This window comes from Ramlibacter sp. WS9, assembly GCF_003797765.1.
GTDB lineage: Bacteria > Pseudomonadota > Gammaproteobacteria > Burkholderiales > Burkholderiaceae_C > Ramlibacter.
Map to the genome: position 1 here is coordinate 20445 of NZ_RKMB01000035.1, position 26211 is coordinate 46655.

24 protein-coding genes are annotated in these 26211 nt (G+C 66.3%); 9 read left to right on the forward strand and 15 right to left on the reverse strand.

Annotated elements, in window-relative coordinates:
• The first annotated feature begins 31 nt into the window (after window positions 1-31).
• The 8 genes from leuB (at window position 32) to accD (ending at window position 10202) form a co-directional block, all read left to right on the forward strand.
• Entirely contained in the window at window positions 32-1144 is a 1113-nt protein-coding gene (gene leuB / locus EEB15_RS29520; RefSeq protein WP_141513558.1) for a 3-isopropylmalate dehydrogenase, read from the forward strand.
• Between the two features lie 80 nt (window positions 1145-1224).
• Complete coding sequence (asd, locus tag EEB15_RS29525; RefSeq protein WP_141513559.1) at window positions 1225-2373, forward strand: aspartate-semialdehyde dehydrogenase; 1149 nt, start codon at window positions 1225-1227, stop codon at window positions 2371-2373.
• A gap of 243 nt (window positions 2374-2616) precedes the next feature.
• Window positions 2617-5508, forward strand: a complete 2892-nt coding sequence (locus EEB15_RS29530; RefSeq protein ID WP_233259668.1) for a FimV/HubP family polar landmark protein — start codon at window positions 2617-2619, stop codon at window positions 5506-5508.
• A gap of 46 nt (window positions 5509-5554) precedes the next feature.
• Window positions 5555-6337, forward strand: a complete 783-nt coding sequence (truA, locus tag EEB15_RS29535; protein WP_141513561.1) for a tRNA pseudouridine(38-40) synthase TruA — start codon at window positions 5555-5557, stop codon at window positions 6335-6337.
• A gap of 120 nt (window positions 6338-6457) precedes the next feature.
• On the forward strand, window positions 6458-7156 hold the full coding sequence (locus EEB15_RS29540) for a phosphoribosylanthranilate isomerase (protein WP_141513562.1): 699 nt from the start codon (window positions 6458-6460) through the stop codon (window positions 7154-7156).
• A 7-nt stretch (window positions 7157-7163) separates the two neighbouring features.
• Window positions 7164-8411 carry a tryptophan synthase subunit beta gene (gene trpB / locus EEB15_RS29545; protein WP_141513563.1) on the forward strand — a complete coding sequence of 416 codons (1248 nt, stop codon included), beginning with the start codon at window positions 7164-7166 and terminating at the stop codon, window positions 8409-8411.
• A gap of 79 nt (window positions 8412-8490) precedes the next feature.
• Window positions 8491-9300 (forward strand): tryptophan synthase subunit alpha, encoded by an 810-nt coding sequence (gene trpA / locus EEB15_RS29550; protein WP_141513564.1) that lies wholly within the window; start codon window positions 8491-8493, stop codon window positions 9298-9300.
• Between the two features lie 29 nt (window positions 9301-9329).
• Window positions 9330-10202, forward strand: coding sequence for an acetyl-CoA carboxylase, carboxyltransferase subunit beta (gene accD / locus EEB15_RS29555; protein WP_141513565.1), 873 nt, complete (start codon window positions 9330-9332; stop codon window positions 10200-10202).
• 10 nt (window positions 10203-10212) lie between these two features.
• Here accD and EEB15_RS29560 read toward each other — a convergent pair whose 3' ends face one another.
• Window positions 10213-10758: a YggT family protein gene (locus tag EEB15_RS29560; protein ID WP_141513566.1), complete on the reverse strand. Its 546-nt coding sequence runs from the start codon at window positions 10756-10758 to the stop codon at window positions 10213-10215.
• A 52-nt stretch (window positions 10759-10810) separates the two neighbouring features.
• Between EEB15_RS29560 and EEB15_RS29565 the strand changes: the two genes are divergently transcribed.
• Window positions 10811-11443, forward strand: coding sequence for an LON peptidase substrate-binding domain-containing protein (locus EEB15_RS29565; RefSeq protein ID WP_141513567.1), 633 nt, complete (start codon window positions 10811-10813; stop codon window positions 11441-11443).
• A 23-nt stretch (window positions 11444-11466) separates the two neighbouring features.
• On the opposite strand, the gene EEB15_RS29570 is transcribed toward EEB15_RS29565, so the two are convergent.
• The 14 genes from EEB15_RS29570 to EEB15_RS29635 form a co-directional block, all read right to left on the reverse strand.
• On the reverse strand, window positions 11467-13269 hold the full coding sequence (locus EEB15_RS29570) for a nucleoside-diphosphate sugar epimerase/dehydratase (protein ID WP_141513568.1): 1803 nt from the start codon (window positions 13267-13269) through the stop codon (window positions 11467-11469).
• On the reverse strand, window positions 13256-14740 hold the full coding sequence (locus EEB15_RS29575) for an aminotransferase class I/II-fold pyridoxal phosphate-dependent enzyme (RefSeq protein ID WP_141513569.1): 1485 nt from the start codon (window positions 14738-14740) through the stop codon (window positions 13256-13258). The genes EEB15_RS29570 and EEB15_RS29575 overlap by 14 nt, the downstream gene beginning before the upstream one ends.
• Window positions 14737-15387, reverse strand: coding sequence for an acetyltransferase (locus EEB15_RS29580; RefSeq protein ID WP_141513570.1), 651 nt, complete (start codon window positions 15385-15387; stop codon window positions 14737-14739). The genes EEB15_RS29575 and EEB15_RS29580 overlap by 4 nt, the downstream gene beginning before the upstream one ends.
• The gene (gene neuC / locus EEB15_RS29585) at window positions 15381-16556 is read right to left on the reverse strand and encodes a UDP-N-acetylglucosamine 2-epimerase (protein ID WP_141513571.1); all 1176 of its coding nucleotides are present in this window, start codon (window positions 16554-16556) and stop codon (window positions 15381-15383) included. Before neuC ends, EEB15_RS29580 begins: the two co-directional genes overlap by 7 nt.
• Window positions 16553-17593 (reverse strand): N-acetylneuraminate synthase family protein, encoded by a 1041-nt coding sequence (locus EEB15_RS29590; RefSeq protein WP_141513572.1) that lies wholly within the window; start codon window positions 17591-17593, stop codon window positions 16553-16555. The genes neuC and EEB15_RS29590 overlap by 4 nt, the downstream gene beginning before the upstream one ends.
• Window positions 17590-18804, reverse strand: a complete 1215-nt coding sequence (locus tag EEB15_RS29595) for an N-acetyl sugar amidotransferase (RefSeq protein ID WP_141513573.1) — start codon at window positions 18802-18804, stop codon at window positions 17590-17592. The genes EEB15_RS29590 and EEB15_RS29595 overlap by 4 nt, the downstream gene beginning before the upstream one ends.
• Window positions 18797-19411 (reverse strand): imidazole glycerol phosphate synthase subunit HisH, encoded by a 615-nt coding sequence (hisH, locus tag EEB15_RS29600; RefSeq protein ID WP_141513574.1) that lies wholly within the window; start codon window positions 19409-19411, stop codon window positions 18797-18799. Before hisH ends, EEB15_RS29595 begins: the two co-directional genes overlap by 8 nt.
• Window positions 19408-20151 (reverse strand): HisA/HisF-related TIM barrel protein, encoded by a 744-nt coding sequence (locus EEB15_RS29605; RefSeq protein ID WP_141513575.1) that lies wholly within the window; start codon window positions 20149-20151, stop codon window positions 19408-19410. The genes hisH and EEB15_RS29605 overlap by 4 nt, the downstream gene beginning before the upstream one ends.
• Entirely contained in the window at window positions 20148-20876 is a 729-nt protein-coding gene (locus EEB15_RS29610; RefSeq protein ID WP_141513576.1) for a cytidylyltransferase domain-containing protein, read from the reverse strand. The genes EEB15_RS29605 and EEB15_RS29610 overlap by 4 nt, the downstream gene beginning before the upstream one ends.
• Before the next feature lie 11 nt (window positions 20877-20887).
• The gene (locus tag EEB15_RS29615; RefSeq protein WP_141513577.1) at window positions 20888-22126 is read right to left on the reverse strand and encodes a UDP-glycosyltransferase; all 1239 of its coding nucleotides are present in this window, start codon (window positions 22124-22126) and stop codon (window positions 20888-20890) included.
• Window positions 22110-23903 carry an asparagine synthase (glutamine-hydrolyzing) gene (asnB, locus tag EEB15_RS29620; protein WP_141513578.1) on the reverse strand — a complete coding sequence of 598 codons (1794 nt, stop codon included), beginning with the start codon at window positions 23901-23903 and terminating at the stop codon, window positions 22110-22112. Before asnB ends, EEB15_RS29615 begins: the two co-directional genes overlap by 17 nt.
• Window positions 23904-24458, reverse strand: a complete 555-nt coding sequence (locus tag EEB15_RS29625) for a sugar transferase (protein ID WP_141513579.1) — start codon at window positions 24456-24458, stop codon at window positions 23904-23906. It abuts the gene before it with no gap.
• Window positions 24455-25255 (reverse strand): aldolase/citrate lyase family protein, encoded by an 801-nt coding sequence (locus EEB15_RS29630; protein WP_141513580.1) that lies wholly within the window; start codon window positions 25253-25255, stop codon window positions 24455-24457. The genes EEB15_RS29625 and EEB15_RS29630 overlap by 4 nt, the downstream gene beginning before the upstream one ends.
• Window positions 25256-25267: 12 nt before the next feature.
• Window positions 25268-26211 (reverse strand): lipid II flippase MurJ (locus EEB15_RS29635; protein WP_305000516.1); only part of this gene is annotated, 944 nt, incomplete at its 5' end.

Sequence of the window (26211 nt, forward strand, 5' to 3'; positions counted from 1 at the left end):
GTTCCGCGGTGTCCCCCGAAACGGAGAAATAATGAAAATCGCAGTTCTGCCGGGTGACGGCATCGGCACCGAGATCGTCGCGGAAGCGGTGAAGGTCCTCAACGTGCTGGACCTCCAATTCGAGATGGAGTCGGCCCTGGTCGGCGGCGCGGCCTACGAGGCCCACGGCCATCCCCTGCCCGAAGCCACGCTCAAACTGGCCAAGGAAGCCGACGCCGTGCTGTTCGGCGCCGTCGGCGACTGGAAGTACGACAAGCTGGATCGGCCGCTGCGCCCCGAGCAGGCGATTCTGGGCCTGCGCAAGAACCTGGGCCTGTTCGCCAACTTCCGCCCGGCCATCTGCTACGAGCAGCTGGTGGATGCCTCCAGCCTGAAGCCCGAGCTGATCTCTGGCCTGGACATCCTCATCATCCGCGAGCTGACCGGCGATATCTACTTCGGCGCGCCCCGCGGCCGTCGCACGGCCGTGGACGGCCATTTCCCTGGCGCCGAGGAAGCCTTCGACACCATGCGCTACTCGCGCCCGGAGATCGAGCGCATCGCCCACGTGGCCTTCCAGGCCGCCCGCAAGCGCAGCAAGCGGGTCACCAGCGTGGACAAGGCCAATGTGCTGGAAACCTTCCAGTTCTGGAAGGACGTGGTCACCGAGGTCGGCAAGGAGTACCCGGACGTCGAACTGGATCACATGTACGTGGACAACGCCGCCATGCAGCTGGTTCGTGCGCCCAAGAAGTTCGACGTAGTCGTCACCGGCAACATGTTCGGGGACATCCTCTCGGACGAAGCCGCCATGCTCACCGGCTCGATCGGCATGTTGCCCTCGGCCAGCCTGAATTCCAGCAACCAGGGCCTGTACGAACCCAGCCACGGCAGCGCCCCGGATATCGCGGGCAAGGGCATCGCCAATCCTTTGGCTACAATATTGTCTGCTGCCATGATGCTCCGCTTTTCCTTGAACCAAGCCCAAGCCGCCGACCGTATCGAGTCCGCGGTGAAGGACGTGCTCGCCTCCGGCCTGCGCACGGCGGACATCTATTCCGACGGCAAGAGCTCCACGACCCCTGCGGTAGTGAAAGTCGGCACCCGCGAGATGGGCGATGCCGTCGTGGCCGCGATCACCACGAAGAAGATTACCAAGAGCTAGCAAGCTCCGGTTCGTCGCGCCCTCCCCCGGCCAGACGAGCCGGAGACCAAAAGTTTTGAAACTTTGAAAAGGGCGACGACATGAAACTCAGCAACGGACAACAACCCCTGGTCGGCCTGGTCGGCTGGCGCGGCATGGTCGGCTCGGTCCTGATGGACCGCATGCAGGCCGAGGGCGACTTCGCCTTGATCGAGCCGCTGTTCTTCTCCACCTCCAACGCCGGCGGCAAGGCCCCGGCCCAGGCGAAGAACGAGACCACGCTCAAGAACGCCTTCGACATCGAAGCGCTCAAGAAGTGCGACATCGTCATCACCGCCCAGGGCGGCGACTACACGTCCGAAGTCTTCCCCAAGCTTCGCGCCGCGGGCTGGAACGGTCACTGGATCGACGCCGCCTCCACGCTGCGCATGAAGGACGACGCGATCATCATCCTCGACCCGGTCAACATGCCGGTGATCAAGAACGCCCTGACCAAGGGCGGCAAGAACTGGATCGGCGGCAATTGCACCGTGAGCTGCATGCTGATGGGCGTGGGCGCGTTGTACAAGGCTGGCCTGGTCGAGTGGATGTCGAGCATGACCTACCAGGCGGCGTCGGGCGGTGGCGCGCAGCATATGCGCGAGCTGCTCACGCAATTCGGCACGCTCAACGCCGAAGTGCGCTCGCTGCTCGACGACCCGAAGTCGGCCATCCTTGAGATCGACCGCAAGGTGCTGGCGCGCCAGCAATCCCTGTCCGGCGACGACATCGCCAACTTCGGCGTGCCGCTGGGCGGCTCGCTGATCCCGTGGATCGACAAGGACCTGGGCGATGGCATGAGCAAGGAAGAGTGGAAGGCAGGCGCCGAGACCAACAAGATCCTGGGCCAAGGCGCGGGCTTCGACGTGCCGGCTGTCCCGGTCGACGGCTTCTGCGTGCGCGTGGGGGCCATGCGCTGCCACAGCCAGGCCCTGACCTTCAAGCTCAAGAAGGACGTGCCGCTGGCCGACATCGAGCAGCTCATCGCCAACGACAACGCCTGGGTCAAGTTCGTTCCCAACACCAAGGAAGCGACGCTCAAGGACCTGACGCCCGTGGCCGTCACCGGCACACTTGGCATCCCGGTGGGCCGCGTCCGCAAGCTCGCGATGGGGCCGGAGTATGTCGGCGCTTTCACCATCGGCGACCAACTGCTGTGGGGAGCGGCCGAGCCGCTGCGCAGGATGCTGCGCATCCTGCTTGACGCATAATCCGCGCTGCCTGCGTTGTGCGACGGCCTGTAATCATCGCGCTTACAGGCCGTTGTCACATCACAACGGTTGAAGGGGTGGTAACCATGCTCGAAGACAGCGTGCCGAAGTTAAAACCTGTCTCAGCTTGTCAGCCTAAGACATTGATGTTATGGTCCTTTTAGCAAATTCAGTGTCGAGGCGTTTGTTCGCATGATGAGAAAAAAATTGCCTGCAGACCGAGCAATAGGGGCGCAAAAACCGATGGAAAAGCAGCAATGGCGCGCGACGGCCCTGGCGATGGCCACGGCCGTGCTGCTGGGCGTATCAGCATCGGACGCCAGTGCCCTTGCTCTGGGTCGCGTCACGGTGCAGTCCGCATTGGGCGAGCCGCTGCGCGCGGACATCGAAATCCCCGAGATCAACGCTGACGAGATCGCGAGCCTGCGCGCCGCAGTCGCTTCGCCCGACGCTTTCCGCGCGGCCGGCTTCGACTTCAACCCGTCCCTGTCCGGCCTCACGATCACGCTGCAGAAGCGTGCCGATGGCCGCCATTTCCTGCGGCTGACCAGTTCACGGCCGATCAACGATCCGTTCATCGACCTGATCCTGGAGGCCAACTGGTCGTCCGGGCGCATCGTGCGTGACTACACGATGCTGTTCGACCCGCCGAACCTCAGGCAGACCGCGCCCCCACTCGCAGCGCAAGTGCCTGCCGCACCCGCGGCACGCGCCCCCGCAGAGCAGGCGCGCCCCACCACTGCGCCATCTCCATCCGTCTCGGCACTGCCGCCGTTGCGCACGGGGCCGCAGCGCGCTGCCGCCACGCCGACGCCGGCCAGTCCGAAAGCAGCTAGCGGCGACGGCAAGCAGGTCACCGTGCAAAGTGGCGAAACCGCAGGGAAAATCGCAGCGGCCCACAAGCCGGCCGACGTCTCGCTGGACCAGATGCTGGTGGCGCTGCTGCGTGCCAATCCCGACGCCTTCGTTGGCGGCAACGTCAACCGGCTGCGGGCCGGCGCAGTGCTCGAAGTGCCTTCTTCCGAAGATGTCGGCCTGGTGCCATCCGGCGAAGCCAGCCAGACCATCGTTGCACAGAGCCGCGACTTCAACGAGTTCCGCCGCCGTTTGGCCGAAGGCCTGCCGACCACGCGCATCGGTGCCGCGGACCGCCAGTCGTCTGGCAGGGTCCAGGCGCAGGTCGACGAAAAGAAGGCCTCCGCGACCGCCCCCGACAAGTTGACGCTTTCCAAGGGCGCCGTCGCAGGCAAGGCGAATGCCGACCAGATTGCCCGCCAGCGAGCGGCAAAAGACGCTTCCACCCGCGTCGCCGAGCTCAACAAGAACATCAGCGACCTCAACAAGCTGACCGGCCCCACCGGCAGTGCCAGCGCGGCCAAGCCCGGCATCGCGGTACCGTTGGGAACCGCCAGCGGCGCGCGGCCGGCTGCTGCGCCCGCCGCGCCTGTGGTGGCCGCCTCGGCCCCGAAGCCGGTTGCTGCGGCATCCGCCACGAAGCCGGCTTCCGCACCGATCGCTGCGGCACCTGTCGCCGCGTCCGCGGCCAAGCCGGCCTCTGCGGCTGCGAGCGTCGCCAAGGCTGCTTCCGCTCCTGTTGCTGCTGCAACACCGATGACGGCGGCGCCGGTCGCCGTTACGCCCGCGTTTGCGCCAGCAGCCGCGGCCCCGGCGTCGGCACCCGAGATGCCCGCCGCCGGCACGATGGCCTCGGCGGCGAGTGCGCCCGCCAGCGCCGCCGCTCCCGTTGCCGGCATCGCACCTGAGGTGCAGGCCCCGGCCAGCGCTCCGGTTGTCGCTGCTGCGCCTGCGGCAACGGCATCGAAGCCCAAGCCGGCCGCCGCGCCGATCGCACCCGCCGAAACCAGCCTGGTCGACGACCTGCTGGAGAACCCCATCATTCCCGCGACGGTGGGCGGCTTGTTGGCCTTCCTTCTGGGCTTTGCCTTCTATCGCGCGCAGCAGCGCAAGAAGTCCACGCAGGTCGACAGCTCCTTCCTCGAAAGCCGCTTGCAGCCCGACTCGTTCTTCGGTGCCAGCGGCGGCCAGCGCATCGACACCAACGAAGGCAATGCGACCGGTTCCTCGATGGTCTACTCCCCCAGCCAGCTCGACGCCGCGGGCGACGTGGATCCGGTGGCTGAAGCCGATGTCTACCTGGCCTATGGCCGCGACTTGCAGGCAGAGGAAATCCTCAAGGAAGCCATGCGCACCACGCCCAATCGCGTGGCAGTGCACAGCAAGCTGCTCGAAATCTATTCGAAGCGCCGCGACGCCAAAGCCTTCGAGCTGGTGGCGACGGAGGCTTATGGCCTGACTCGCGGCGAAGGCTCGGAATGGGAGCACATCTGCGAGCTGGGCCAGGAACTCGATCCGTCGAACTCGCTGTACCGCCCTGGAGGCCAGCCGCCCGGCGGCGCTGCGGCGGCGGCGGCAGCGGCAGCAGTTTCCACCGGCGCTTTCGGCGCCACGGCAACCACGCAACCGATGCATGCGGCGTCGGCGCCGCCGGTCGATCTGGATCTGGACTTGGACTTCTCGCTGGGCGACGACGAACCGACGGCCTCCGCCGCCCCCACGGTGATGTCCTTTGCCAGCCATCCGACGCTCCCCTTGACCGTGCCCCCGGCCTCGCAGCCCGAGCCGATGCCGTCGTTGGACATGGACTTCGGATCGGCCACCGTCACATTGGATCCCCCCGCCGTATCGCCCAAGCCGGTGCGCCTCGAAGCGCCCGACTTGAACCTTACTCTGCCCGACGTCAACTCGCTGAATTTCACGCCCGAGCCCCCCAAGGCGCCGGCCGCGACGCCGACTGCGGCGGCCCCGGCGGCCGACGCCGGCATGATCGAATTCGACTTGGGCGCTCTGTCGCTTGACTTGGACAGCCCGCCCCCGGTCGCCTCCAGGCCCGCCGCCGCGGAGGATGCTTCCCTCGGCACCACCGGCGCGCCGCTCAGCACAGGCGGTTTCGACGATACGGGTGGCGACCCGCTGGCTACGAAGCTCGCGCTGGCGCAGGAATTCAACGCCATCGGCGACCCGGACGGCGCCCGCAGCCTCGCGCAAGAAGTATTGGCCGAGGCCTCGGGTGACCTGAAGAGCAAAGCCCAGCGTTTCCTCGCGGAAATCAGCTGAGTAGCCGCCAGGCGTCACGCGTCCCCTCCTTCGTGAAGGCCTGCCAATGAGGCTGGCACTGGGCATCAGCTACAACGGACAGGCCTACGAAGGCTGGCAAAGCCAGTCTTCCGGGCGCACCGTGCAGGACCGCCTCGAAGACGCCCTCTCGCAGTTCGCGGCCCAGCCTGTGTCGACCTTGTGTGCGGGCCGAACCGATGCCGGTGTTCACGGCCTGATGCAGGTGGTGCACTTCGACACCGGCCTCGACCGCGAAGAGTTCTCCTGGATCCGCGGCACCAACCGCTTTCTGCCGGACGACATCGCCGTGCAATGGGCCAAACCGGTGCCCGACGCCTTTCATTCGCGCGCCTGCGCCGTCGCCCGCCGCTACGCATACGTGCTGCTGGAATCGCCCGTTCGGCCCAGCGTGGACGCGGGCCGCGTCGGCTGGGTGTTTCGCCCACTCGACGCGGCCGCGATGCGGGAAGCGGCATCCGCTTTGATCGGCCAGCACGACTTCACGTCGTTCCGTGCTTCCGCCTGCCAAGCCAAGTCGCCCGTGAAGACGATGAAGCGCGTGGACATCAGCCGCCGCGGTGCCTACTGGCGCTTCGAATTCGAAGCCGACGCCTTCCTGCATCACATGATCCGCAACATCATGGGCAGCCTGCTGGCCATCGGCCAGGGACACGAACGCGCGCTATGGATGGCCCAGGTCCTGGCCGCGCGCGACCGCGATGCCGCGTCCCCCACTTTCTCGCCCGACGGGCTGTATTTCATGGGCCCGGTCTACGCACCCGAGTGGGGGCTGCCGACCCGCACGGCTGCGTATGATTGGTTGCCATGAAAGCCCACCCCCGAAGCGCCTGCGGCGATGCCCCCTCGGGCGTTGCCCTCTCCCCCTCAAGGGGGCGCAACCAGCGGACCGGCAAAGCCGGTTCCGCGGTCACCCTATGAAGTCACGTCCATGAACCTCGTTGCCCGTACACGCATCAAGATCTGCGGCCTGACGCGTGAACAGGACGTGGACGCGGCCGTGGCGGCCGGGGCCGACGCCGTGGGCTTCGTCATGTACGCGAAGAGCCCGCGGTTCGTCGCGCCGCAACGTGCCGCGGAGCTCGCGCGGCGGCTGCCGCCCTTCATCACTCCCGTGTTGCTGTTTGTCAACGAAGCGCCCGGCACTGTGCTGGCCGCGTGCCGGGAAGTCGCCGGTGCGGCCATCCAGTTTCATGGCGACGAGACAGCCGCGCAGTGCCAGGAGGCGAGCGGAAACGGCCAGCACCCCTATGTGCGCGTGGCCCGTATCCCCCTGGATGGAACCACACCCTTCGACTTGGTAAGATTCGCCTCTGAATATCCACAAGCCCAGGCCATCCTGCTCGACGCTTATGTCGAGGAGTACGGCGGAAGCGGAAAAGCATTCAATTGGTCACTTCTTCCAGCAAGCGTCAACTCTCACCTCGTTTTGTCTGGTGGGTTGACGCCTGCAAACGTGACCGATGGCATCGTGCAGGTGCGGCCGCGCTGTAAAACGCTGGCCGTCGATGTGAGCTCCGGCGTCGAGGTGTCCGCTGCTGGCGGGGGAACCGTCAAGGGCATCAAGGACCCGGAAAAGATCCATCAGTTTGTCGCGGCCGTGCGCGCTGCCGACAAGCTCCTTGCGTGAGATTCAAATGCCTTCCTATCAACAACCGGACCCGACCGGCCACTTCGGGATTTACGGCGGTAGCTTCGTCAGCGAAACGCTGACGCACGCTATCAGCGAACTGCGCGATGCCTATGCGAAGTACCAGCACGACCCGGAATTCCTGCGCGAATTCCAGTACGAGCTGAAGCACTTCGTCGGCCGCCCCTCCCCGGTCTACCATGCCGCGCGCATGAGCCGCGAACAGGGCGGCGCGCAGATCTACTTGAAGCGCGAAGACCTCAACCACACCGGCGCCCACAAGATCAACAACGTGATCGGCCAGGCGATGCTCGCGCGCCGCATGGGCAAGCCCCGGGTGATCGCCGAAACCGGCGCCGGCCAGCACGGCGTGGCCACGGCAACCATCTGCGCGCGCTACGGCCTGGAGTGCGTGGTCTACATGGGCAGCGAGGACGTCAAGCGGCAAAGCCCGAACGTGTACCGCATGAACCTGCTCGGCGCCACGGTGGTGCCGGTCGAGTCCGGCAGCAAGACCCTGAAGGACGCGCTCAATGAAGCGATGCGCGATTGGGTCACCAACGTCGAGAACACGTTCTACATCATCGGCACGGTGGCAGGCCCGCATCCGTACCCGATGATGGTGCGCGACTTCCAGAGCGTGATCGGCAACGAGTGCATCGAGCAGATGCCCGAGGTGGCCGGCGCGCAGCCCAATGTGGTGGTGGCGTGCGTCGGCGGCGGCAGCAACGCCATGGGCATCTTCCACCCCTACATCCCCTTCGAACAGACGCGCCTGGTGGGCGTGGAAGCCGCGGGAGAGGGCCTCGACAGCGGCAAGCATTCGGCGTCTCTGCAACGCGGCAGCCCTGGCGTGCTGCACGGCAATCGCACCTATATCTTGCAGGACGAGGACGGACAGATCACCGAAACGCACAGCGTCAGCGCCGGTCTCGACTATCCGGGCGTCGGGCCGGAACATGCCTGGCTGAAGGACATCGGCCGCGCCGAGTACGTCGGCATCACCGACAAGGAAGCGCTGGACGCTTTCCACTACCTGTGCCGCACCGAAGGCATCATTCCCGCGCTGGAATCGAGCCACGCGGTCGCCTACGCGATGAAGCTGGCCAAGACCATGAAGCCCGAACAGAGCATCCTGGTGAACCTCTCCGGCCGCGGCGACAAGGACATCGGCACTGTGGCTGATCTGGCGGGCGTGGATTTCTACGACCGCCCGTCCATGCGCGGACTGCAGGTCAAAGGCGGCAAAGCATGAGAAACCCCCACGCTCACATTCGTTCGCTGCCCCCCGAGGGGGCGCGTGCCGCCCTAGAGGCGGCTCGTCGGGAGGCACGATGAGCCGCATTTCCACGACCTTCGAGGCGCTCAGGAGCCAGGGCCGCAAAGCCCTCATCCCCTACGTCACCGCCGGCTTCCCCTTCGCCGACATCACGCCCGAGCTGATGCACGGCATGGTCGCCGCCGGCGCGGACGTGATCGAGCTGGGCGTGCCGTTTTCCGATCCGATGGCGGACGGCCCGGTGATCCAGAAAGCTGGCGAGAAGGCGCTGGCGCTGGGCGTCGGCACCAGGCAGGTCCTCGCCATGGTCCGCGAATTCCGCCAGCGGGACACCAAGACCCCGGTGGTGCTCATGGGCTACGCAAATCCCGTGGAGCGTTACGACCTGACCCACGGCAAGGACGCGTTCATCCGCGACGCGGCTGCGGCGGGCGTGGACGGCGTCCTGGTGGTGGACTACCCGCCGGAGGAGTGCGAGGAATTCGCGGCCAAGCTCAAGGCGAATAGCATGGACCTCATCTTCCTGCTCGCGCCCACCAGCACCGACGAGCGCATGCAGCAAGTGGCTCGCGTGGCCAGTGGCTACGTCTACTACGTCTCGCTCAAGGGCGTGACGGGCGCCGGCCACCTGGACACCGGCGCTGTGGAGCAGATGCTGCCGCGCATCAGGCGCCACGTGCACATCCCCGTTGGCGTCGGATTCGGCATCCGCGACGCGCCCACGGCCAAAGCCATCGGCAAGGTGGCCGACGCCGTGGTCATCGGCACCAAAATCATCCAGCTGGCCGAATCACAACCTCGCGACGGCGTGGTGCCCGCCGTGTCGGAATTCCTGCGCGGAATTCGCTCGGCACTGGACGCATAGAATAGTCTTCCCCCGAAGGAGCACCCCTCATGAGCTGGCTCGAAAAACTGCTGCCCCCAAAAATCCAGCCGACCGACCCGGCCGAACGCCGGCAGGTCCCTGAAGGGCTGTGGGTCAAGTGCCCCAGCTGCGAAAGCGTGCTCTACAAGACCGACCTGGAGCAGAACCAGAACGTCTGCCCCACCTGCAGCCACCACCACCGCATGGGCGCGCGCGCGCGCCTGAACGGCTTCCTGGACGCCGAAGGCCGCTACGAACTCGGCCAGGAGGTGCTGCCGGTCGACGCGCTGAAATTCAAGGACAGCCGCAAGTACCCGGATCGCCTCAAGGAAGCCCTTGAGAACACTGGCGAGACCGACGCCCTGGTGGTGATGGGCGGCGCGGTGCACAGCATCAGCTTGGTGGCCGCGGCGTTCGAATTCGACTTCATGGGCGGCAGCATGGGCAGCGTCGTCGGCGAGCGCTTCGTGCGTGGCGTCGAATCGGCCGTGGAGCAGAAGGTCCCGTTCATATGCTTTACCGCCACCGGCGGTGCCCGCATGCAGGAGGGCCTGCTGTCGCTGATGCAGATGGCCAAGACCAATGCGGCGCTCACGCGGCTGGCCAAGAAGGGCCTGCCCTACGTCAGCGTGCTCACGGACCCGACCATGGGCGGCGTGAGCGCCGGCTTTGCTTTCGTGGGTGACATCGTCATCGCCGAGCCCAAGGCGCTGATCGGCTTTGCCGGCCCACGCGTGATCGAGTCCACGGTGCGCGTGACGCTGCCGGAGGGCTTCCAGCGTGCGGAGTTCCTGCAATCCAAAGGGGCGGTGGATTTCATCTGCGACCGCCGCGAACTGCGCAAGACGGTCGCGAACGCACTGGCCATGCTGCAGCGCCAGCCGGCCGACGCCGTCAGCTAACGCCTAGGACTCAGCGCAAGGCAACTGCTTGCAAATACGCCAGGGCGTACGACGCGATGCGCAGTGCCAGCAAAAATGCGATCGGCGACAGGTCAACACCACCGACCAGCGGAATCAGTTTACGCAACGGCGCCAGCATGGGGGCGCACAGACGATCCAGTACGTCAACCACCGGCGAATTTGACTGGACCCACGAAAGCACCGCGTAAGCGATCACTAGGCCAGTCAACCACCAGACAGCTAGGCGCAACAGCCCGAAAAGCGCCAGCATCGGCAGGATTGCGAAACTGGTGGGCTGTCCAGTGAGCAGCCACATCACGCTGAATTGCACCAGTTCCACCAAGTAGGCCGAAACGAGACTGGCCGTGTCGACCCGTCCGACCGCGGGCAACACGCGCCGGAGGGGCAGCACCAACCAATTGGTCAGCGCGAATACGAAACGGCCAACCGGATTGCCGAAAGGCGCGCGGTGGTATTGCATCATCAGCCGCAGAAGTAACGCACCGCCGAGCAAGCCGGCTAGGATGTCGAGAATGTCGGAAATTAAGGGGGTCATGTGACGCGACGCTAGGGGTCGTGGGATGATAGCGGGCAGAAACTGGATTCCGATGTCATCTGCCCTCACCCTGCAGTCGCTGCCGCTGTTCCCGTTGGGCACGGTCTTGTTCCCCGGCGGCGTGCTGCCGCTGCGTATTTTCGAAGTGCGTTACCTCGACATGATCGGCCGCTGCCACAAGGCGGGCGCGCCGTTCGGGGTGGTGCTGCTGACCCAGGGCAGCGAGGTGCAAAAGCCCGGCGGGATTGAGGCGTTCTCCCACGTCGGCACCCTGGCGACCATCACCGATTTCGACACCCCCCGCGCCGGGCTCATGATGGTTCGGGCCAGCGGCGCACAACGCTTTCGCATCACGTCCAGCGACCAACTGCGGCATGGCTTGTGGGTGGCGGACGTCGAGCGCCTGCCGGTGGATATGTCGGTGCCGATTCCGGACGACCTGAAGGTGACCGCCACCGCGTTGGGCAAGCTGATCGAGTCCCTGCAGCAAAAGGCCGGCGGGCCTGACCAGATGCCGCTGCAAGGCCCCTGGCGCCTGGACGACTGCGGCTGGGTAGCCAACCGCTGGTGCGAGCTGCTGCCGCTGCCCATGCAGCTGAAGCAACGCATGATGGAGCTGGACAACCCCTTGGTGCGCCTGGAGCTGGTGAGCGACGTGCTTTCGCGCACCGGCATCGCCAACTAGGGCGCGCCAACGCTCCGCAGTTTTCAGCGCGGAGCGTACTCGGGCACCTGGGTGCGCAGCCAGCGGCGGATTTCTTCTTGCGAAGGCGCCGGGCCGGCTTCCTCGATCCAACGCAGCACTGCCTCGATATCCGGCAGCGAGCCGTTGGTCTTGGCGATCCTCAACTTGGGGTGCGGCGTGGGCTCGGTGGTTTCGTCGTCGGCCAGCAATTCCTCATAGAGCTTCTCGCCCGGCCGCAAACCGGTGTAGCTGATCGGGATTTCCTGCTCGGTCCGGCCCGAGAGGCGTATCAGCATTCGCGCGAGCTCGACGATCTTCATCGGCTCGCCCATGTCCAGCACGAAGATCTGGCCCGATCGCCCCATCAGCCCGGCCTGCAGCACCAGCTGCGCGGCTTCGGGAATGGTCATGAAGTAGCGCACGATCTCCGGATGCGTCACCGTGACCGGGCCGCCGCGGGCGATCTGCGTCGTGAACAGCGGTACCACCGACCCGCTCGAGCCCAGCACGTTGCCGAAGCGCACCGACACGTACTGCGTCTGCGGGAAGTTCGCGGCCACGCCCTGCACCATGAGCTCGGCCAGGCGTTTGCTCGCGCCCATCACGTTCGTGGGGTTCACCGCCTTGTCGGTGGAGATCATGACGAAGCGGCGCGCGCCGCACTCGCCCGCCACCCGCGCCGCGTTGAGTGTGCCGACGACGTTGGTGCGCAGCGCCTCGACCTCGTTGAGTTCTTCCATCAACGGCACGTGCTTGTAGGCGGCTGCATGCAACATGACGGCGGGCCGGTGCTTGAGCGCGATGGCGCGCAGCCTGTCCACCTCACGCACGTTGGCCGTGTAATAGGCGCCGTGCATTTGCGGGTGGTTCTCGCGCATCTCCTGCTCGAGCTGGTAGACGGCGTATTCGGAAACATCGACGCAGATCAGGCGGCCGACCCCGAAGCGTGCCGCCTGCCGGCACAGCTCGGAGCCGATGGAGCCGCCAGCGCCCGTCACCAGCACCGTCTGCCCGGACAACAGTTCCGCCAGGCCCGCCTCGTCGAGCTGCACCGGTGTGCGGCCCAGGAGGTCTTCCAGTTCGATCCGGCGTGGGCCGGCGTTTTCGGTCTTGAGCCACTCGTCAGGGCGCGGCATCGTCAGCAGCGTCACTCGAGAGCCCGACGCGTTCATGAGCGCCTCGCGGCGGTCGCGCGAACCGGCCGGGCTGGCGACCAGCGCAGCTTCGGCTTCCACTGCTTCGCAAATGTCCGTGATGGCCGCCGTCTGGCCGAGCACGCGCACGTTCTGCATGGAGCGGCCCACCTCCGCGGCGATCGGTGACACGATGCCCACCGGCTGCCATTGCGCCGAGCCCTTCAGGGCGCGCAACGCGTCCGAGGCGTCCTGCAGCGAACCGACGATGACCATGCGGCGCCCGCCATGGCCGAGCGTCCGGCGCTCGATGAACGTCCGCCAACCCGCCCGCGCAGCGCCCAGCAGCACGAGTGCGATCAGCGGCTGCAGCATCAACACCGAACGCGGGAAGCTGGGCATCCGCTGCATGAGCACGGCGGCCGTGGTCAGCAGCCCGCCGAGCATGATGCCGCCGGCCAGTTGCCGCAGCTCGGGCAGGCCGATGTAGCTCCAGACCTGGCGGTACACACGCGCCAGCGACAGGCCGATGCCATACGCCAGCACGCACCATGGGCTGGCTCGCCACGCAAGCTGCACGAACTCCTCGGGGATGACGAAATTGAAGCGCAGCCAGAACGCCGCCCATCCGGCCAGCAGCACCAGCGCGAGATCGGCAGCGAGCAGGAACAGCGTGTTCCTAGGTAGCCGCACGCCTGTCCTCTGCCAATGCGCGGCGCAGCTGGTCAACGACGCGGCCTTGTTGCTCGGCCGTGAGGTTCGAGCCTGACGGAAGGCAGATGCCTGCTTCGAACAGGCTCGCGCCCACGTCGTCCGCGCTGTGCGGGAAGTACGGCGCCCCGCGGAACAGCGGCTGCAGGTGCATGGGTTTCCACACCGGCCTGGCTTCGATCGAGTGGCGCTCCAGCGACTTGAGCACCGCGTCCCGGCGTTTGGCCGCGCCGGGGCCCTGCAACGTGAAGCACGTGAGCCATCGGGTCGAGCGATAGCCTTCCGGCTCGGGCATCCAGTTGATTTGCGGCTGGTCGGCCAGTTCGCGCCGGTACGTCTCGAACACTTCACGCCTCTGCTCGACGCGCTGCTCCAGCACGCGCAATTGGCCGCGACCGATCCCGGCCAGCACATTGCTCATGCGGTAGTTGAAGCCGACCTCGACGTGCTCGTAGTGCGGCGCGGGCTCGCGCGCCTGCGTCGCAAGCTTGCGTGCGCGTTCCGCGACGGCCGCTTCATTCGCCACGAGCATGCCCCCGCCGGAAGTCGTGATGATCTTGTTGCCGTTGAAGGAGTACACGCCGATGACGCCGAAGCTGCCACTGGCACGGCCCTTGTACAAGGCACCCAGCGACTCGGCCGCGTCTTCCAGAACCGGCACGCCATAACGCTCGCAGATCGGGAGCAGCGCGTCCATGTCCGCGCTCTGGCCATACAGGTTCACGACGATGACGCAGCGCGGCAGCCGCCCTTCCTTCTTCGCCCACTCGAACGCGTGTTCCAGCGCGGCGGGCGACATGTTCCAGGTTTCCCGATCCGAATCGATGAACACCGGCTGCGCACCGCAATACATGATGGGATTGCAGCTGCCGACGAACGTGAGCGACGAACAGAACACCGTGTCGCCGGGCTTCACGCCCAACAGCAGCAGCGCCAGATGGATTGCTGCCGTGCCGGAACTGACGGCTGCGGCATGCCCCACCCCGACGTGCGCGGCCAGTTCGCGCTCGAATCCGTCAACGTGCGGGCCCAAGGGGGCGATCCAGTTGGTGCGAAAGGCGTCTTCGACGAAGGCTGTTTCCTCGTCGCCCAGGTGCGGGGACGACAACCAGATGCGCTGCGAAAGTTCGCGCCGCGAGATGAAGTCAATGAGACGGCGATCCGCGCCGACCACGGGGATGTGGTCGAACACGTGCTGGTTCATGAGCTCCATGAGCCGCGCTGCCGAGTCGCCCTCGGCGGCGCAGATGGGTTCATGCGAAGGCAACTCCGACAATGGCGTCGAGGGTTGGCGGCCCGCGAGCGTGGCCCGGCGAAGGTCACCGTCCGTCACGACGCGCACCAGCCGCGGCCCGTCGATCACGGCCAGCGCACCGAAGCCGGTGGCATCCAGCCGCGCAAGCGCTTGCAACACGGTGGTCTGAGGCGGAACGCAAATTTCCTGATTGATCATTCCATGGCCCTCGCCGGGTTGCCGACCACGGTCACGCCGTCGGCAACGCTTCGCGTCACGACGGCGCCCATGCCCACCACGGCGCGCGCGCCGACATGCATGGGCCGCTCCGGCGTGCCCTGGCGCAGCACGGCGCTGGTTCCGATGTACGCATCATCGCCCACGGTGACTGCGCCGTTGCAACGCACTGCGGGGGCGAAAGTCACGTAGTCGCCGATCACGCAATCGTGCGCGACGTACGAGTAGATATTGCAGTGGAAAAATTCGCCGATGCGGGCGTTGCTGGTCACGTTGGTGAATGGGCAGAGGATCGCGCCCGGGGCGATCGAATTGCCGTCGCCGATCACAACGTTGGGCGCGATCAGGCTCACCGGCTCGGCGCAAAGCCGGAGCCGTGCGGCCAACGTCCGACGGGTCGCGGCATCCGCGACCGCGATGTTGAACAACCGGCGCTCGCCGGTGGTCTCGAAATCCGCCACCGACAAGACGCGCAGCCCGTTGACAACCTGGCCCGCGAGGCGGTCGTCGACAAACACGACATCCAGTTGGCCGCCCGCCGCCCCGGTGCTGCGCTGCAGACTGTCACGGGCAAACGGCATCACCTCGCGGCCGAAGCCACCCGCGCCTACCAGGCCGAACGTCAGCATGAACGCTCCTTTGCCGTATCCATCCGATGGAAGCGCTTGCGCAGCCAATTGCGTGCGGGGTGCGATGCCTTCAACACGTCGGCGATGCGCTGGCTCGACTTTCCGTCGCCGTACGGATTGACGAACGGCTGGCCCTTCATGGCCATGGCCTGGCGGATGGCCGCGACGATGGCGGGCGCCGACGCCTGCGTGTGGATCACGGACGCACCGGCCAGCCGGCCGCCTTGCCGCGCACCGATGTTGACGGCCGGAAGGCCCAGCGACGGGGCTTCCGCGAGGGCTGCGGACGAGTTGCCGACCATGGCGCGGCAGTGCGCCATCAACCCCCGGAAAATCCGTGCCGGCACCGACGGGTACACGTGGACCCACGGCTTGCCGTCCGCCCACTGGCGCAACACCCGACCGAGTTCACGGCCCTGCGGGTCCGCGTTGGGCAGGGCCAGCCAGACGGTGCTGCCCGACGCAAATTCTTCCAGCGCCTGGGTCGTTTCACGGGCCAGCGCGGCCGTGGTCCCGAGACCGGACGCGTCGCCCAACGTCTCCGGATGCAGGCTGACGAGCAAGTCGTTCGCACCCACCGTGTAGCCTGCCGCGTGCAACTCGGCAAGCGTTGCCTGGGGCGCGCCCAGGATCGCGTCCAGGCCGGGATTGCCGACCCAATGGATGCGCTCCGGCTCCTCGCCCAATTGAGCAATCAACTGCGCCGCGCTTTCATGCGTCGCGAAATGCAAATGCGACATCTTGGTGATGGCATGGCGCATTGCATCGTCGATCGCGCCTTCGGTCACGTCGCCGCCGCCAATGTGCGCCACTGGGATCCCCAGCATCAAGCTGGCTTGCGCAGCGGCAAGGATTTCGTAGCGGTCGCCGAGCAGCAGCACCCATTCCGGCTGGGCCGTTGCCAGGGTGTCAGCGAAACCGATGACACCGAGCCCTGTCGATTTCGCCATGCCGACGCCGGTGTCGGACGACAGCAGCATCTCCACGCGATGACGCACTTCGATGCCGTCGGCTTCGATCTGCGTCACGGTCATGCCGAACTCGGCCGACAAGTGCGAGCCGGTGGCGATCACTTCGACATCGAAGAACGAGTCGGAGCGCAGCACGTCGATCACGGGCTTCAGGATTCCGTACTCGGAGCGGCTGCCGGTGACGACTGCGACCTTCATGCAGCGCCCTCGATGTCAACGGCCTGAAATGCCTCGAGGCGCCGGATGTCGCGCCCGAGGCGCTGGCCCAAGAGGCGCGGATACAGGCTGGCAGCCAGACCGGTGGCGGGCCGCATGGCCAGCACGTCGTCGGGGGCGACTTCCTCTCCCGCCTTCAGGTCGCGTGCCGCGTACAGCGAGCGACGGGCCAGTGTCTTCAATTCCACCTCGACCGGCAGGCACAGCTTGACGCCATCGCCCAAGCTCGCGGCCGTTTCGCGCAACTGCGCGGTGAAGGCTTGCAACTCGGCCGGTGACAGCGAAAACGCGTGGTCGGGGCCGGGAAGCGCTTTGTCCAGCGTGAAGTGCTTCTCGACGATGCACGCGCCCAGTGCGACGGCCGCACACGCCGCAGCGAACCCTGTGGTGTGGTCCGAATATCCCGTTGGCAAGCCAAATTCTTCTGCAAGCGTGGCAACCGCGCTGACGTTGGCGTCTTCCGCCGGCGCCGGATAGCTCGACACACAGTGCAATAGCGCGACGGCACCGGCGCGGCGTGCGCGCAGGTAGGCGAGCGCTTGCTCGATATCTTCGAGGTCCGCCATGCCGGTGCTCAGGATCAGCGTGCCAGGCGCGTCGGCCACGGCTTCGAGCAAAGAATAATTGTCCAGGTCGCCGGAGGAAATCTTGATGAAGGGCAGGCCCAGCTCCACCAGAAAGCGCGCGCTCTCGCGATCGAACGGCGTCGACATGAAGTCGATGCCGATGTCATCGCACAGCGTGCGCAGCCGCCGGAAATCGTCGAATGACAGCGCCAGCGGCTTCACCATGTCCAGCATGCCGTCGCCTTCGCCGGGCGATGCTTCCTGGTATTTCGCGCGCGGAGCCGTGGGCTGGATCACCGCCTCGGGCACAAAGGTCTGAAACTTCACCGCATCCGCGCCGGCCGCCTTGGCCGCGCGCACCAAGTCGCAGGCAAGGTCGAACCGGCCGTTGTGATTGACGCCGGCTTCGGCGATCACATACGGTGTGCGGCCCGCGAACGTCGGTGTGTTCATTTGAGGAAATCGAAACGCTTGGGCACGCCGGCCGCACGGTGCATCAGCCACCAGCCGTCCGCCCGCTTTTCCCAGAGGTGCGGCGCGCGAAACGAGTCGGCGATCCGCAGGAACTCCTCGCGCTCCAGGCCCATGTATTCCAACACCTCGGGCAGGTAGCGCTCGGGCAGCTCGCCGTCGTACAGGTCGACCAGCGCCAGCGCTTCGTCGCGGTCGATGTGGCCATGACGCACTTCCTGCGAGGCCTCGTGCGTGCAGCGCCCCACCCCGAACTTGAGGAAAGCGCACCAGTAGTGAAAGCCGTCGAGCTTGTCGTCGATGGAGTTGTACTTGGAGTACGTGCCCTCGGTGCGCCGGTCGTTGGGCCGGAAGGCCGTGTGCTTCTGCGCGTAGTAGAAAATTTCCTGCGGGTCCCAGCGCAGGAAGTAGCCCAGGAAGTGGGTCTCGATCCCGCTGGCCGTGTAGTCGGCTTCGGACATGGGCATGTAGATGTCCAGGTCGCGCTGGCTGATGCCCTGCTTCTCGAGCTCACTGACCGTGACACCAGAGATGCGGGTGTCGGGCGTGACTTCACCGGTGAGGTACTTGGGCAGAACGACGGACGATTCATCCTCGCCCTTGGGCGCGCCGTACTCGGCATGATGCTCGCCGTAGAACACCAGCGAGATGCCGAAGCGCTTCGCGAGCCGGGCGGCCTGGTGACGTTGGCCGAACACGAAGGGCTGGAAGGGATGCAGCAGGTTCTCGTAAGCCAGTCGCGTGAGCTTGCGGTGCACCGAGCCGTCCGGCGTCACCAGCAGGTTGTCGAAGCCGCCGTTGGTGATCCAGGCCTGGAAGTTCTCCCAGCCCACGTCGGTGTACATGTGGGGCGCCCAGGTGATGGTGAGCGGCCGCATGCCGTATTTGGTCTTGAGGATGTGCGCCTGATAGACCGAGTCCTTGCCGCCCGAGCCGGGGATCAGCACGTCATAAGGCTTGGACGGGTCCCGGAAGCGGTCCAGCAATTCCACCAGCGCGGCTTCTCTTGCGGCCCAGTCGATGCTGTCCTTTTTGGCCACGACCTTGCACGCGTCGCACACGCCGTCGTCGATTTCGAGCGTGTGGCGCACGTTCGTGCGCGAGTCCTTGGTCACCTCGGACGGGGAGACGCGCTGGTTGGACTGCACGCAACGCGTGCAGAAGCGAACCAGCCGCACATTCGTATCAGACATCAGGGCTTCCTGTGGAGATCTTTTCGATGCAGTGCTTGAGGAGATGCAGCCCCGCAAGCCCGGACTTTTCGGGGTGGAATTGCAGGCCCATGACCCGCCCCCGTCCGACAATCGCGGCAACGCGCGCGTTGCCGTAACTATACGACGCCAGGCACTGGGGATGATCCGCGGCCAGCCCATAAGAATGGTTGAAGTACATGTTGCGCCCGCCGACCTGCGCATCGGCGCTTTCCAGCCTGCGCCAGCCCGTGACGGGCACGCGCTCGCCGGCGAGCGGGAAGTCGGCCATATTGCCCACCCGGCCTTCGAGCAGGCCCAGGCCCTCGGCGCCCGGCGCCTCGACTGATTCCTTGAACAGCAGCTGCATGCCCAGGCAGATGCCCAGCAAGGGCTTGTCTTGCGCGACGTGCGTGCGCAACGCCTCGATCCAGCCCTGCCTCTCCATCAACTTCGTGACGAAGCCGAAATGGCCGATGCCTGGGATCAGGCAGACCGGCCCCAGCTCGTTGGGGCTCGACGCGACGGCCGCATCGATCCCCACATGTTCCAGCGCACCGATCACGGAGCGAATGTTGTTGACGCCTAGGTTGACGACTGTGACTTTCACAGGTTCACCTCGAACTCGTCCTGAAGCTGAGCCTTGGCTTCCATGGCGATGAAGCCTTCGTCGTGGAACGCCGCGCCGACGGCGACACCCGAAGCGCCCGCCCTGAAGGCCTGCCGGATGTCATCCACGTTTCGGATACCCCCGGAATACACGAGCGGCACCTGGCACAAGCCCGCCACCTGCTCGATGAGTTCCAGGTCGGGGCCTGTCAGGCAACCGTCGCGGTCGATGCTGGTGAGAAGGATTTCGCCGACGCGCGGTGCCATGGCACGGACGAAGTCCGCGACCATCACGCCCGTGTGCTCGCGCCCGCCCAGCACCTGGCACTCGTAGCTGCCCGCCCCCAACCGCTTGGCGTCGATGGACAGCACGCAGAACTGGCGGCCGAAAAGTGCGGCCATCTCGTCCAGCAAACCGGGGTTCTGGTGCGCGCTGGTGTTGACGCCGACCTTTTCAACGCCCGACACCACCAACGCCTTGGCGTCATCGATCGAGCGGACGCCACCGGTCACCGAGAAGGGAATGAAGAGCGAACTGGCCACCTGGGCAACGACCGACGCGTCGAAGTTGCGCCGGTACAGCGACGCCACCAGGTCGATATAGAACACCTCGTCGAAACCGGCGCCGAACGCGCGATGTCCGATCGCGCCGGCCGGACCGATCTTGCGGAGGCCCTCGTAGTTCTTGCCCTTGACGCAGTTCTCGCCCTTGACGTCGATGCGCGCGCAGATGCGTTTCATCGTGCACCGCCCCCCGCAAGCTGGCGCTGGTACAGCCAGGCTGCCCACTCGAAGTCGAGCATATCGTCGATGTCCGCCGACCGTTCGCGCGGCATGGGAACGCCCCGCACACGCAGGCTCCAGACGCCGTCCTTGACTGCGCGTGGCAGTGCTTGGCGCTGCCAGCAGTAGATGCTGCCGTTCAACGCATAGACCGGCTTGAGATCCTGGCGCCGCACGCCGCCTGCGGGGCTGCACAGCTTCGCGGTCCCGTCGGGAGCCAGTTCGACCAGGCTGAAGGCGGGGTGGACTCCGGACTCACAGACGGACAACGCGAGATCGGCCCCGTCCAATGCGTCGAGGCAGGCCTCGATGTCGCCGGGGGCGCGCAACGGGGACGTCGGCTGCAAGTCGACCACTTGCGCGACGTGCTCGCCACCGGACTCGAGATGAGCTACCAGGTGCTCGATCACTGGCACCTTGCCGGCGCCGTCGGTCGCAAGCTCGGCCGGCCGCATGAACGGGACCAACGCACCCGCCTGTCGCGCGACTTCGGCGATAGCCGGGTCATCGGTAGAGACGTAGGTCTTGTCGATGCGGGCGCACTGCAGCGCATGCCGGATGGTGTGGACGATCAAGGGCGCGCCGGCGGCGTCCGGAAAGGGACGGATGTTCTTGCCGGGTATGCCCTTGCTTCCGCCCCGTGCGCAAATCGTCGCGATGGTGATGCCGCGGGGTGATTCCATGGAGCCTGCGATTATAAATTGGCCGTCTGCGCCAGCACCTCGATCACTTGGGGCACGGCGGCACGCTGGGGCGTGCGCTCCGTCACGGTTTCGGCCAGGGCGGCGTCCATGGCAGCGCCGACGTCGGCCATCGGCGAGCCACGCGCGATACCCATGGCGGCAAACGGCGCCCCGTCATCGAACATCGAGCCCGGCACCTGGACCACCGGCTTGCCGATGAGCCAGGCCTGCAGCCCGACGGTGGACACCGTGACGCACACGGCGTCGCTGGCATGCAGCAGCGGCTCCAGTGGCCAGCCTTGCGCCGCGAGCATGGCGTTGCCGCCTTCCGGCAGCGAAATGTCCTGAGCCTGGCTAGGGTGAGGCCGCACGGCGAGGACGACGTCCGGCCGCCCCTTCGCCCATGCCAAGAGGTGGGCCAGCACGTCGTGGGGCAGGCGCTCATTGCCAGCCTGCTCGCGCACCGGATGCCGCAGCGGCTCCGGGCTGGGCGCATACAAGGCCACCTTGCGGCGCCCTGCATTCAGGCGCTGCCGCACGTCGATCGATGCTTGCCGATGCGCCGGATCGAAGAGGCCATCGAAGGCGGGATTGCCCGTCACCACCACTTCATCCGGCGCGCGGCCCTCCGCCAGCAGCATCTGCCGCACGCTCTCATTGAGCACGCACACCCGATTTGCATACCCCGGTTGCCCGATCCAGCGCTTTTCGTCGACCGCGAACAGGTCCACCATGCAGACCGAAGGAATGGTCAACGCCCCGGCCGCTTCGATAGCAGCCCGCTCGGCCCGCGGCGAATTGGTGGCCACGACGAGCGAAGGGGAGACGGCCTGCAGAATGCGTCGCAGGGTCGGCAAAGGATGAAAGCACTGGCGCCCGAACGTCCGGTACGCCTGCGCCGCCGCTTCTACGCCCAACTGCTCCACCAAATCTGCGTAACTGAGGCCGAGGTAGGCGGCGCTTTCTCGCGGGTCGGCGTTGCTCGCGGACAGCCCTGCCAGCAGCTGCGCGCCGTGCGCCAGGGCGGGCGCATCCTCGGGCTGCACAAAGTCCGCGAACCCTACCGTCTCCAGGCCGGCGGCACGGCTTGGCGCCTGCGCGGTCGTGAGGGCGAGCACAAGCGGTCGCGCGATTCCGAGGTCGCGCACGCGCTGCGCTACCGGCAGCACCATGGCGATATGCCCGCCCCCATACGCGACGAACAGCCAGGTCGGCAAGTGCTTGCCAGCAGAGCTATTGGGTTGGGCCATTGGCTTCCCACAAGGCCAACGCGGCCAGTGCCCGTAGCTCGCGCGTGTAATTGGCAGTGCCGGCGCGATGAGCAGAAAGCATCGCGTCGATGGCTTCCGTGCGGAACAGCCGGCGCAGCAAGTCGCTGCCGTGCAGCGTCTGCTTCAACCATTCATGGCTGGTCGAGCGGAACCATTCGCCCACCGGCACGGTGAACATCTGCTTCTTGCGGTAAGCCAGGTCCTGCCCGATCAACGGCGCAACGGCCTTCTTGTACCAATGCTTCTTGTCGCCGCCCTGCATCTTGGTGGCCCCACGAGAACGGAAGGCGAACTCCATCATCCGCCAGTCGAGGAACGGCGTGCGTGCCTCGATCGACACCGCCATGCCCATGCGGTCGGGCTTGACGAGGTTGTTGCCGGACAGCAGCAGCTGCATGTCGAGGTACAGCGCCTGGTTCAGCCGGTCGAAATGCGCGGCTTCATCGAACCACGGCTTCGCGGCGGCGTCGAAGCTGTCGATGCCTTGCAGCCGTGCCGCGACTTCCGGCCGGTAGAGCGCGTTCTTGTTCGCCGGTGCAAACAGCGAGATCGAGTCGAAGTAGCTGCGCTGGAAGCTCGCCGTGTCGAGCGTCTGTGCATCGGGCCGGCCGAAGAACTCTTCGTACTTCTCGTAGCCCGCAAAGAGCTCGTCGCCGCCGTCGCCCGTCAACACCACCTTCACGTGCTTTGCGGCGAGTTCACTCACTCGCAGGGTTGGCATGAACGACGCGTCACCATGCGGCTGGTCAAGGTGATACAGCACATGCGGCCAGCGATCCAGCATGTTCAGCTCGGCGATCTCGCTGGTGTGCTCGCAGCCAAAGCGGCGCGCAGCTTCGGCTGCGAAGGCGGATTCGTCGAAGCGCGGGTCGGCGAATCCAATGCAGAAAGTCTTGACCGGCTCCTTCACGTGCCGCGCCATCAAGCCGACGATGGTGCTGGAATCGACGCCGCCGGAGAGGAAAGCGCCCCAGGGCACATCCGCGCGCAAACGGATGCGCGTCGCGTCGTCCAGGATGGACATGAATTCCTCTGCCCACTCGCCGAACTCGAAATCCTGTTCGCGCTGTGCGGACAAGTCCCACCAGCGCTGCGTTTCCACGCCGCTGCGCGTGAACTTCATCCAGGTGCCGGGCATCACGTGGCGGATGCCGCGCCAAATGGTCCAGGGCGCGGGGATGTAGTTGAACGTCAGGTAGTGGTGGATCGCCTCGAGGTCGATGCCGTCGAAGCCGGTATCGGTGCCCGTCCAGGGCAGCATCGCCTTGATTTCGGAAGCGAAGATCGCGCGCGTGCCATCGTCCGCAAAGTACAGCGGCTTGACCCCGATACGGTCGCGCACAAGGTACATCGCGTCCTCGCGCGCATCGTCGATCGCGATGGCGAACATGCCGTTGAGCTTGCTCAGGAACGAAATGCCCTCGCGCTCGTAGAGCCGCAGGATGACCTCGGTGTCCGAATGCGTGCGCAGTTCCACGCCCTGCGCGCGCAGCTCGGCGGCCAGCTCGACGTAGTTGAAGATCTCACCGTTCTGGACCACAGCCACGCGGCCGTCGTCCGAAACGAAGGGCTGGTGTCCGCCGCCAATATCGATGATGGACAGCCGCCGGTTACCGATGGCGACGCCACGCTCAGGCTGGTGCCAGATGCCTTCATCGTCCGGGCCGCGGTGCACGAGCTTCTGCGCCATGGCGGGCAAGGCGCCGTCGGGCATGGCGCGGCGTTGGCGATCCCAGTAACCGAAGATGCCGCACATCTAGTTGCTCCCCTTGCCGCCCAAACGCGCCAACGTCCACCCGATGATCTTGAGATCCATCGAGAGGCTATGGAAGCGCGCATAGCGCAGGTCCAGTTCCAGCCGGCGCACTTCTGTCGCTTCGGAGCGCAGCAATGCTTGCGCAAGGCCCGTGATGCCGGGGCGCACACTGCACCTTACCGCCCAGTCCTCGTCGCTGTACAGCGCGCGCTGGGCCGACACGTCGGGACGAGGCCCCACGATGCTCATCTCGCCCTTGAGCACATTGAGCAGCTGCGGCAATTCGTCGATGCTGGTGCGGCGCAGAAAGCGGCCCACCCGCGTGATGCGCGGGTCATCGCTGGCCGTGTGCCAGGGGCCGATGCTGGCCGCGTCCTTCACCATGCTGCGAAACTTGTACATGCCGAACTCGCGGCCGCCCAAGCCGAGGCGCACTTGCTTGAAGAAGACGGGCGCGCCGCTTTCAATGGCGATGGCCGCCGCGGCCAGCAGCAGCACCGGAGAAAGCACGATGAGCGCGGCCAGCGACAGCAGCACGTCCAGCGCCCTCTTCATACGGCAAGACTTGCCGCGATGCCGTTGATCGTGGACGCCACCCGCAGGCGGTCGGCCTCGATCTGCGCGGGCGTGCGTTGCGACAGTTCGGCTTCGGCGCGCCGCAGTTTGGCCACTTCGGCATCGAAAGCACCGCTGTCGTCCGCGCGATTGAACGTGCGCGACAAGATGACCGAACCCGAGCCAAGGCGGAGATGCTCGGCCAGGACGTCGCGGCCCGGCAGTTGCCCTTCGTCGACCCGCGCGATGCCACCGAAGCCGAAGCGAAGGCCCTGGCGATGGGCTGCGTGCGCGACCCGGTCTACCAGGCCCTGCGCCAACGGCACGAACATGAAGCGGTGGCCCAGCGAAATGTGAAGGTCGTTCAGCCCCACATAAACCTCGGTGAGGCCGGGCGTGGCGATCCAGTCTTCCAGGCACTCCAGTGCGCCCGCAGTTTCCAGCAACGGAACGATTGGCAGGCGCCCATTCACAAGTGCCGAAAACTCGCGCACCTCATGCGCTTGGGTGAACATCGGCAGCATGAGCATGTCCGCGCCTTGCGCGATCACCGCGTCCACTTCGGCGGGTGTGCCCACGTTGAGAGGATTCACTCGCACCATCAACTTGGATTGGCGCACCACTTCGCGTACACGCGCCACATCGTCCAGCGCGTGCACGCTGATGAACGTGTTGCGGCCGGCCTGCCGTTCGGCCTTGCCCAAACGTTCCAGGTCGACGAACAGGCGGAAGTTGCCCAGGGCATCGCAGCGGCGAGCGAACGCCGGGTCGTTCGTGATCTGTATCAGTTCAAGCATGGGAGAGCGCGATTATCGCGCGAGGGCCGAGCGCAAGTCGCTGCTGCTCCACCACGCCGCACCCATCACGAGCAGGGCCGCCAAGGCCGCCAGGGCCAAGGCCGGAGCGAGGCCCGCCGACGATACATCCCACACCCGGGAAACGATCGCCACCACGCCCAGGAGGCAGGCAGCCGATGCCGTCATGGCGCGCCACGGCATCCACCCGAGAGCTTGTGGACCCAGCGCTGCGATGACGGCAATGGCCACCAGGCTCAGCAGGACGTTCAAAACCAGCATCAGCTGGGCTCCGTCTGCCGGTCCGCGTACGCCGAACCACAGCAGCAGTGCCAATGCCAGCGCATATGCCGCCACCGCGACTCGCATCCGGCCCCGCGCAGCCAGCACTGTCAGGCCGACGGCGATCAGCGCTTGCGGCAGCAGGCCCCAAGCGCCGGCAGCGCCCCATTGCGCAATCCGTGCCAGGGCTTGGGGCTCCATGCGCCCCCACCCGAATAGCAGTTGCGCGATGGCCGGTGCACCCACCAGCAGCGCGGTGGCAGCGGCGCAAGCGAGCACCCAAGCGAGGGCGATGGCGCTGCGGATGGCCCGCGCGGTCGCCGCCGCGTCGTCGCCCGCCAACGCCTTGGCGATTGCCGGGAAGGCCAGCGTTGCCACCAGTTGAATGGCGAGAATCAGCGGCAGCTCGATGAGCTTCCAGGCGTAGTTGAAAGTCGCCAGCGCGCCCTCGCCGGATTGGGAGGCGACGGAGCGCGCCACAAATGGCAGGGCCAGCGGCAATCCCGCGGACAGCGCGGCCCACAGCCACACCGGTGGAGAGGGCATGGCCGCAGGTGTCGGAGCCGATTGCAGTTGTGCCGCCGCGGCCTGCGGGGTACGCCACCGCAACCACGCCAAGCGCAGGGACATGGCGGCCAGCAAGCCTGCACCGAGCCAGGGCAAGGCCGTACCCGCCC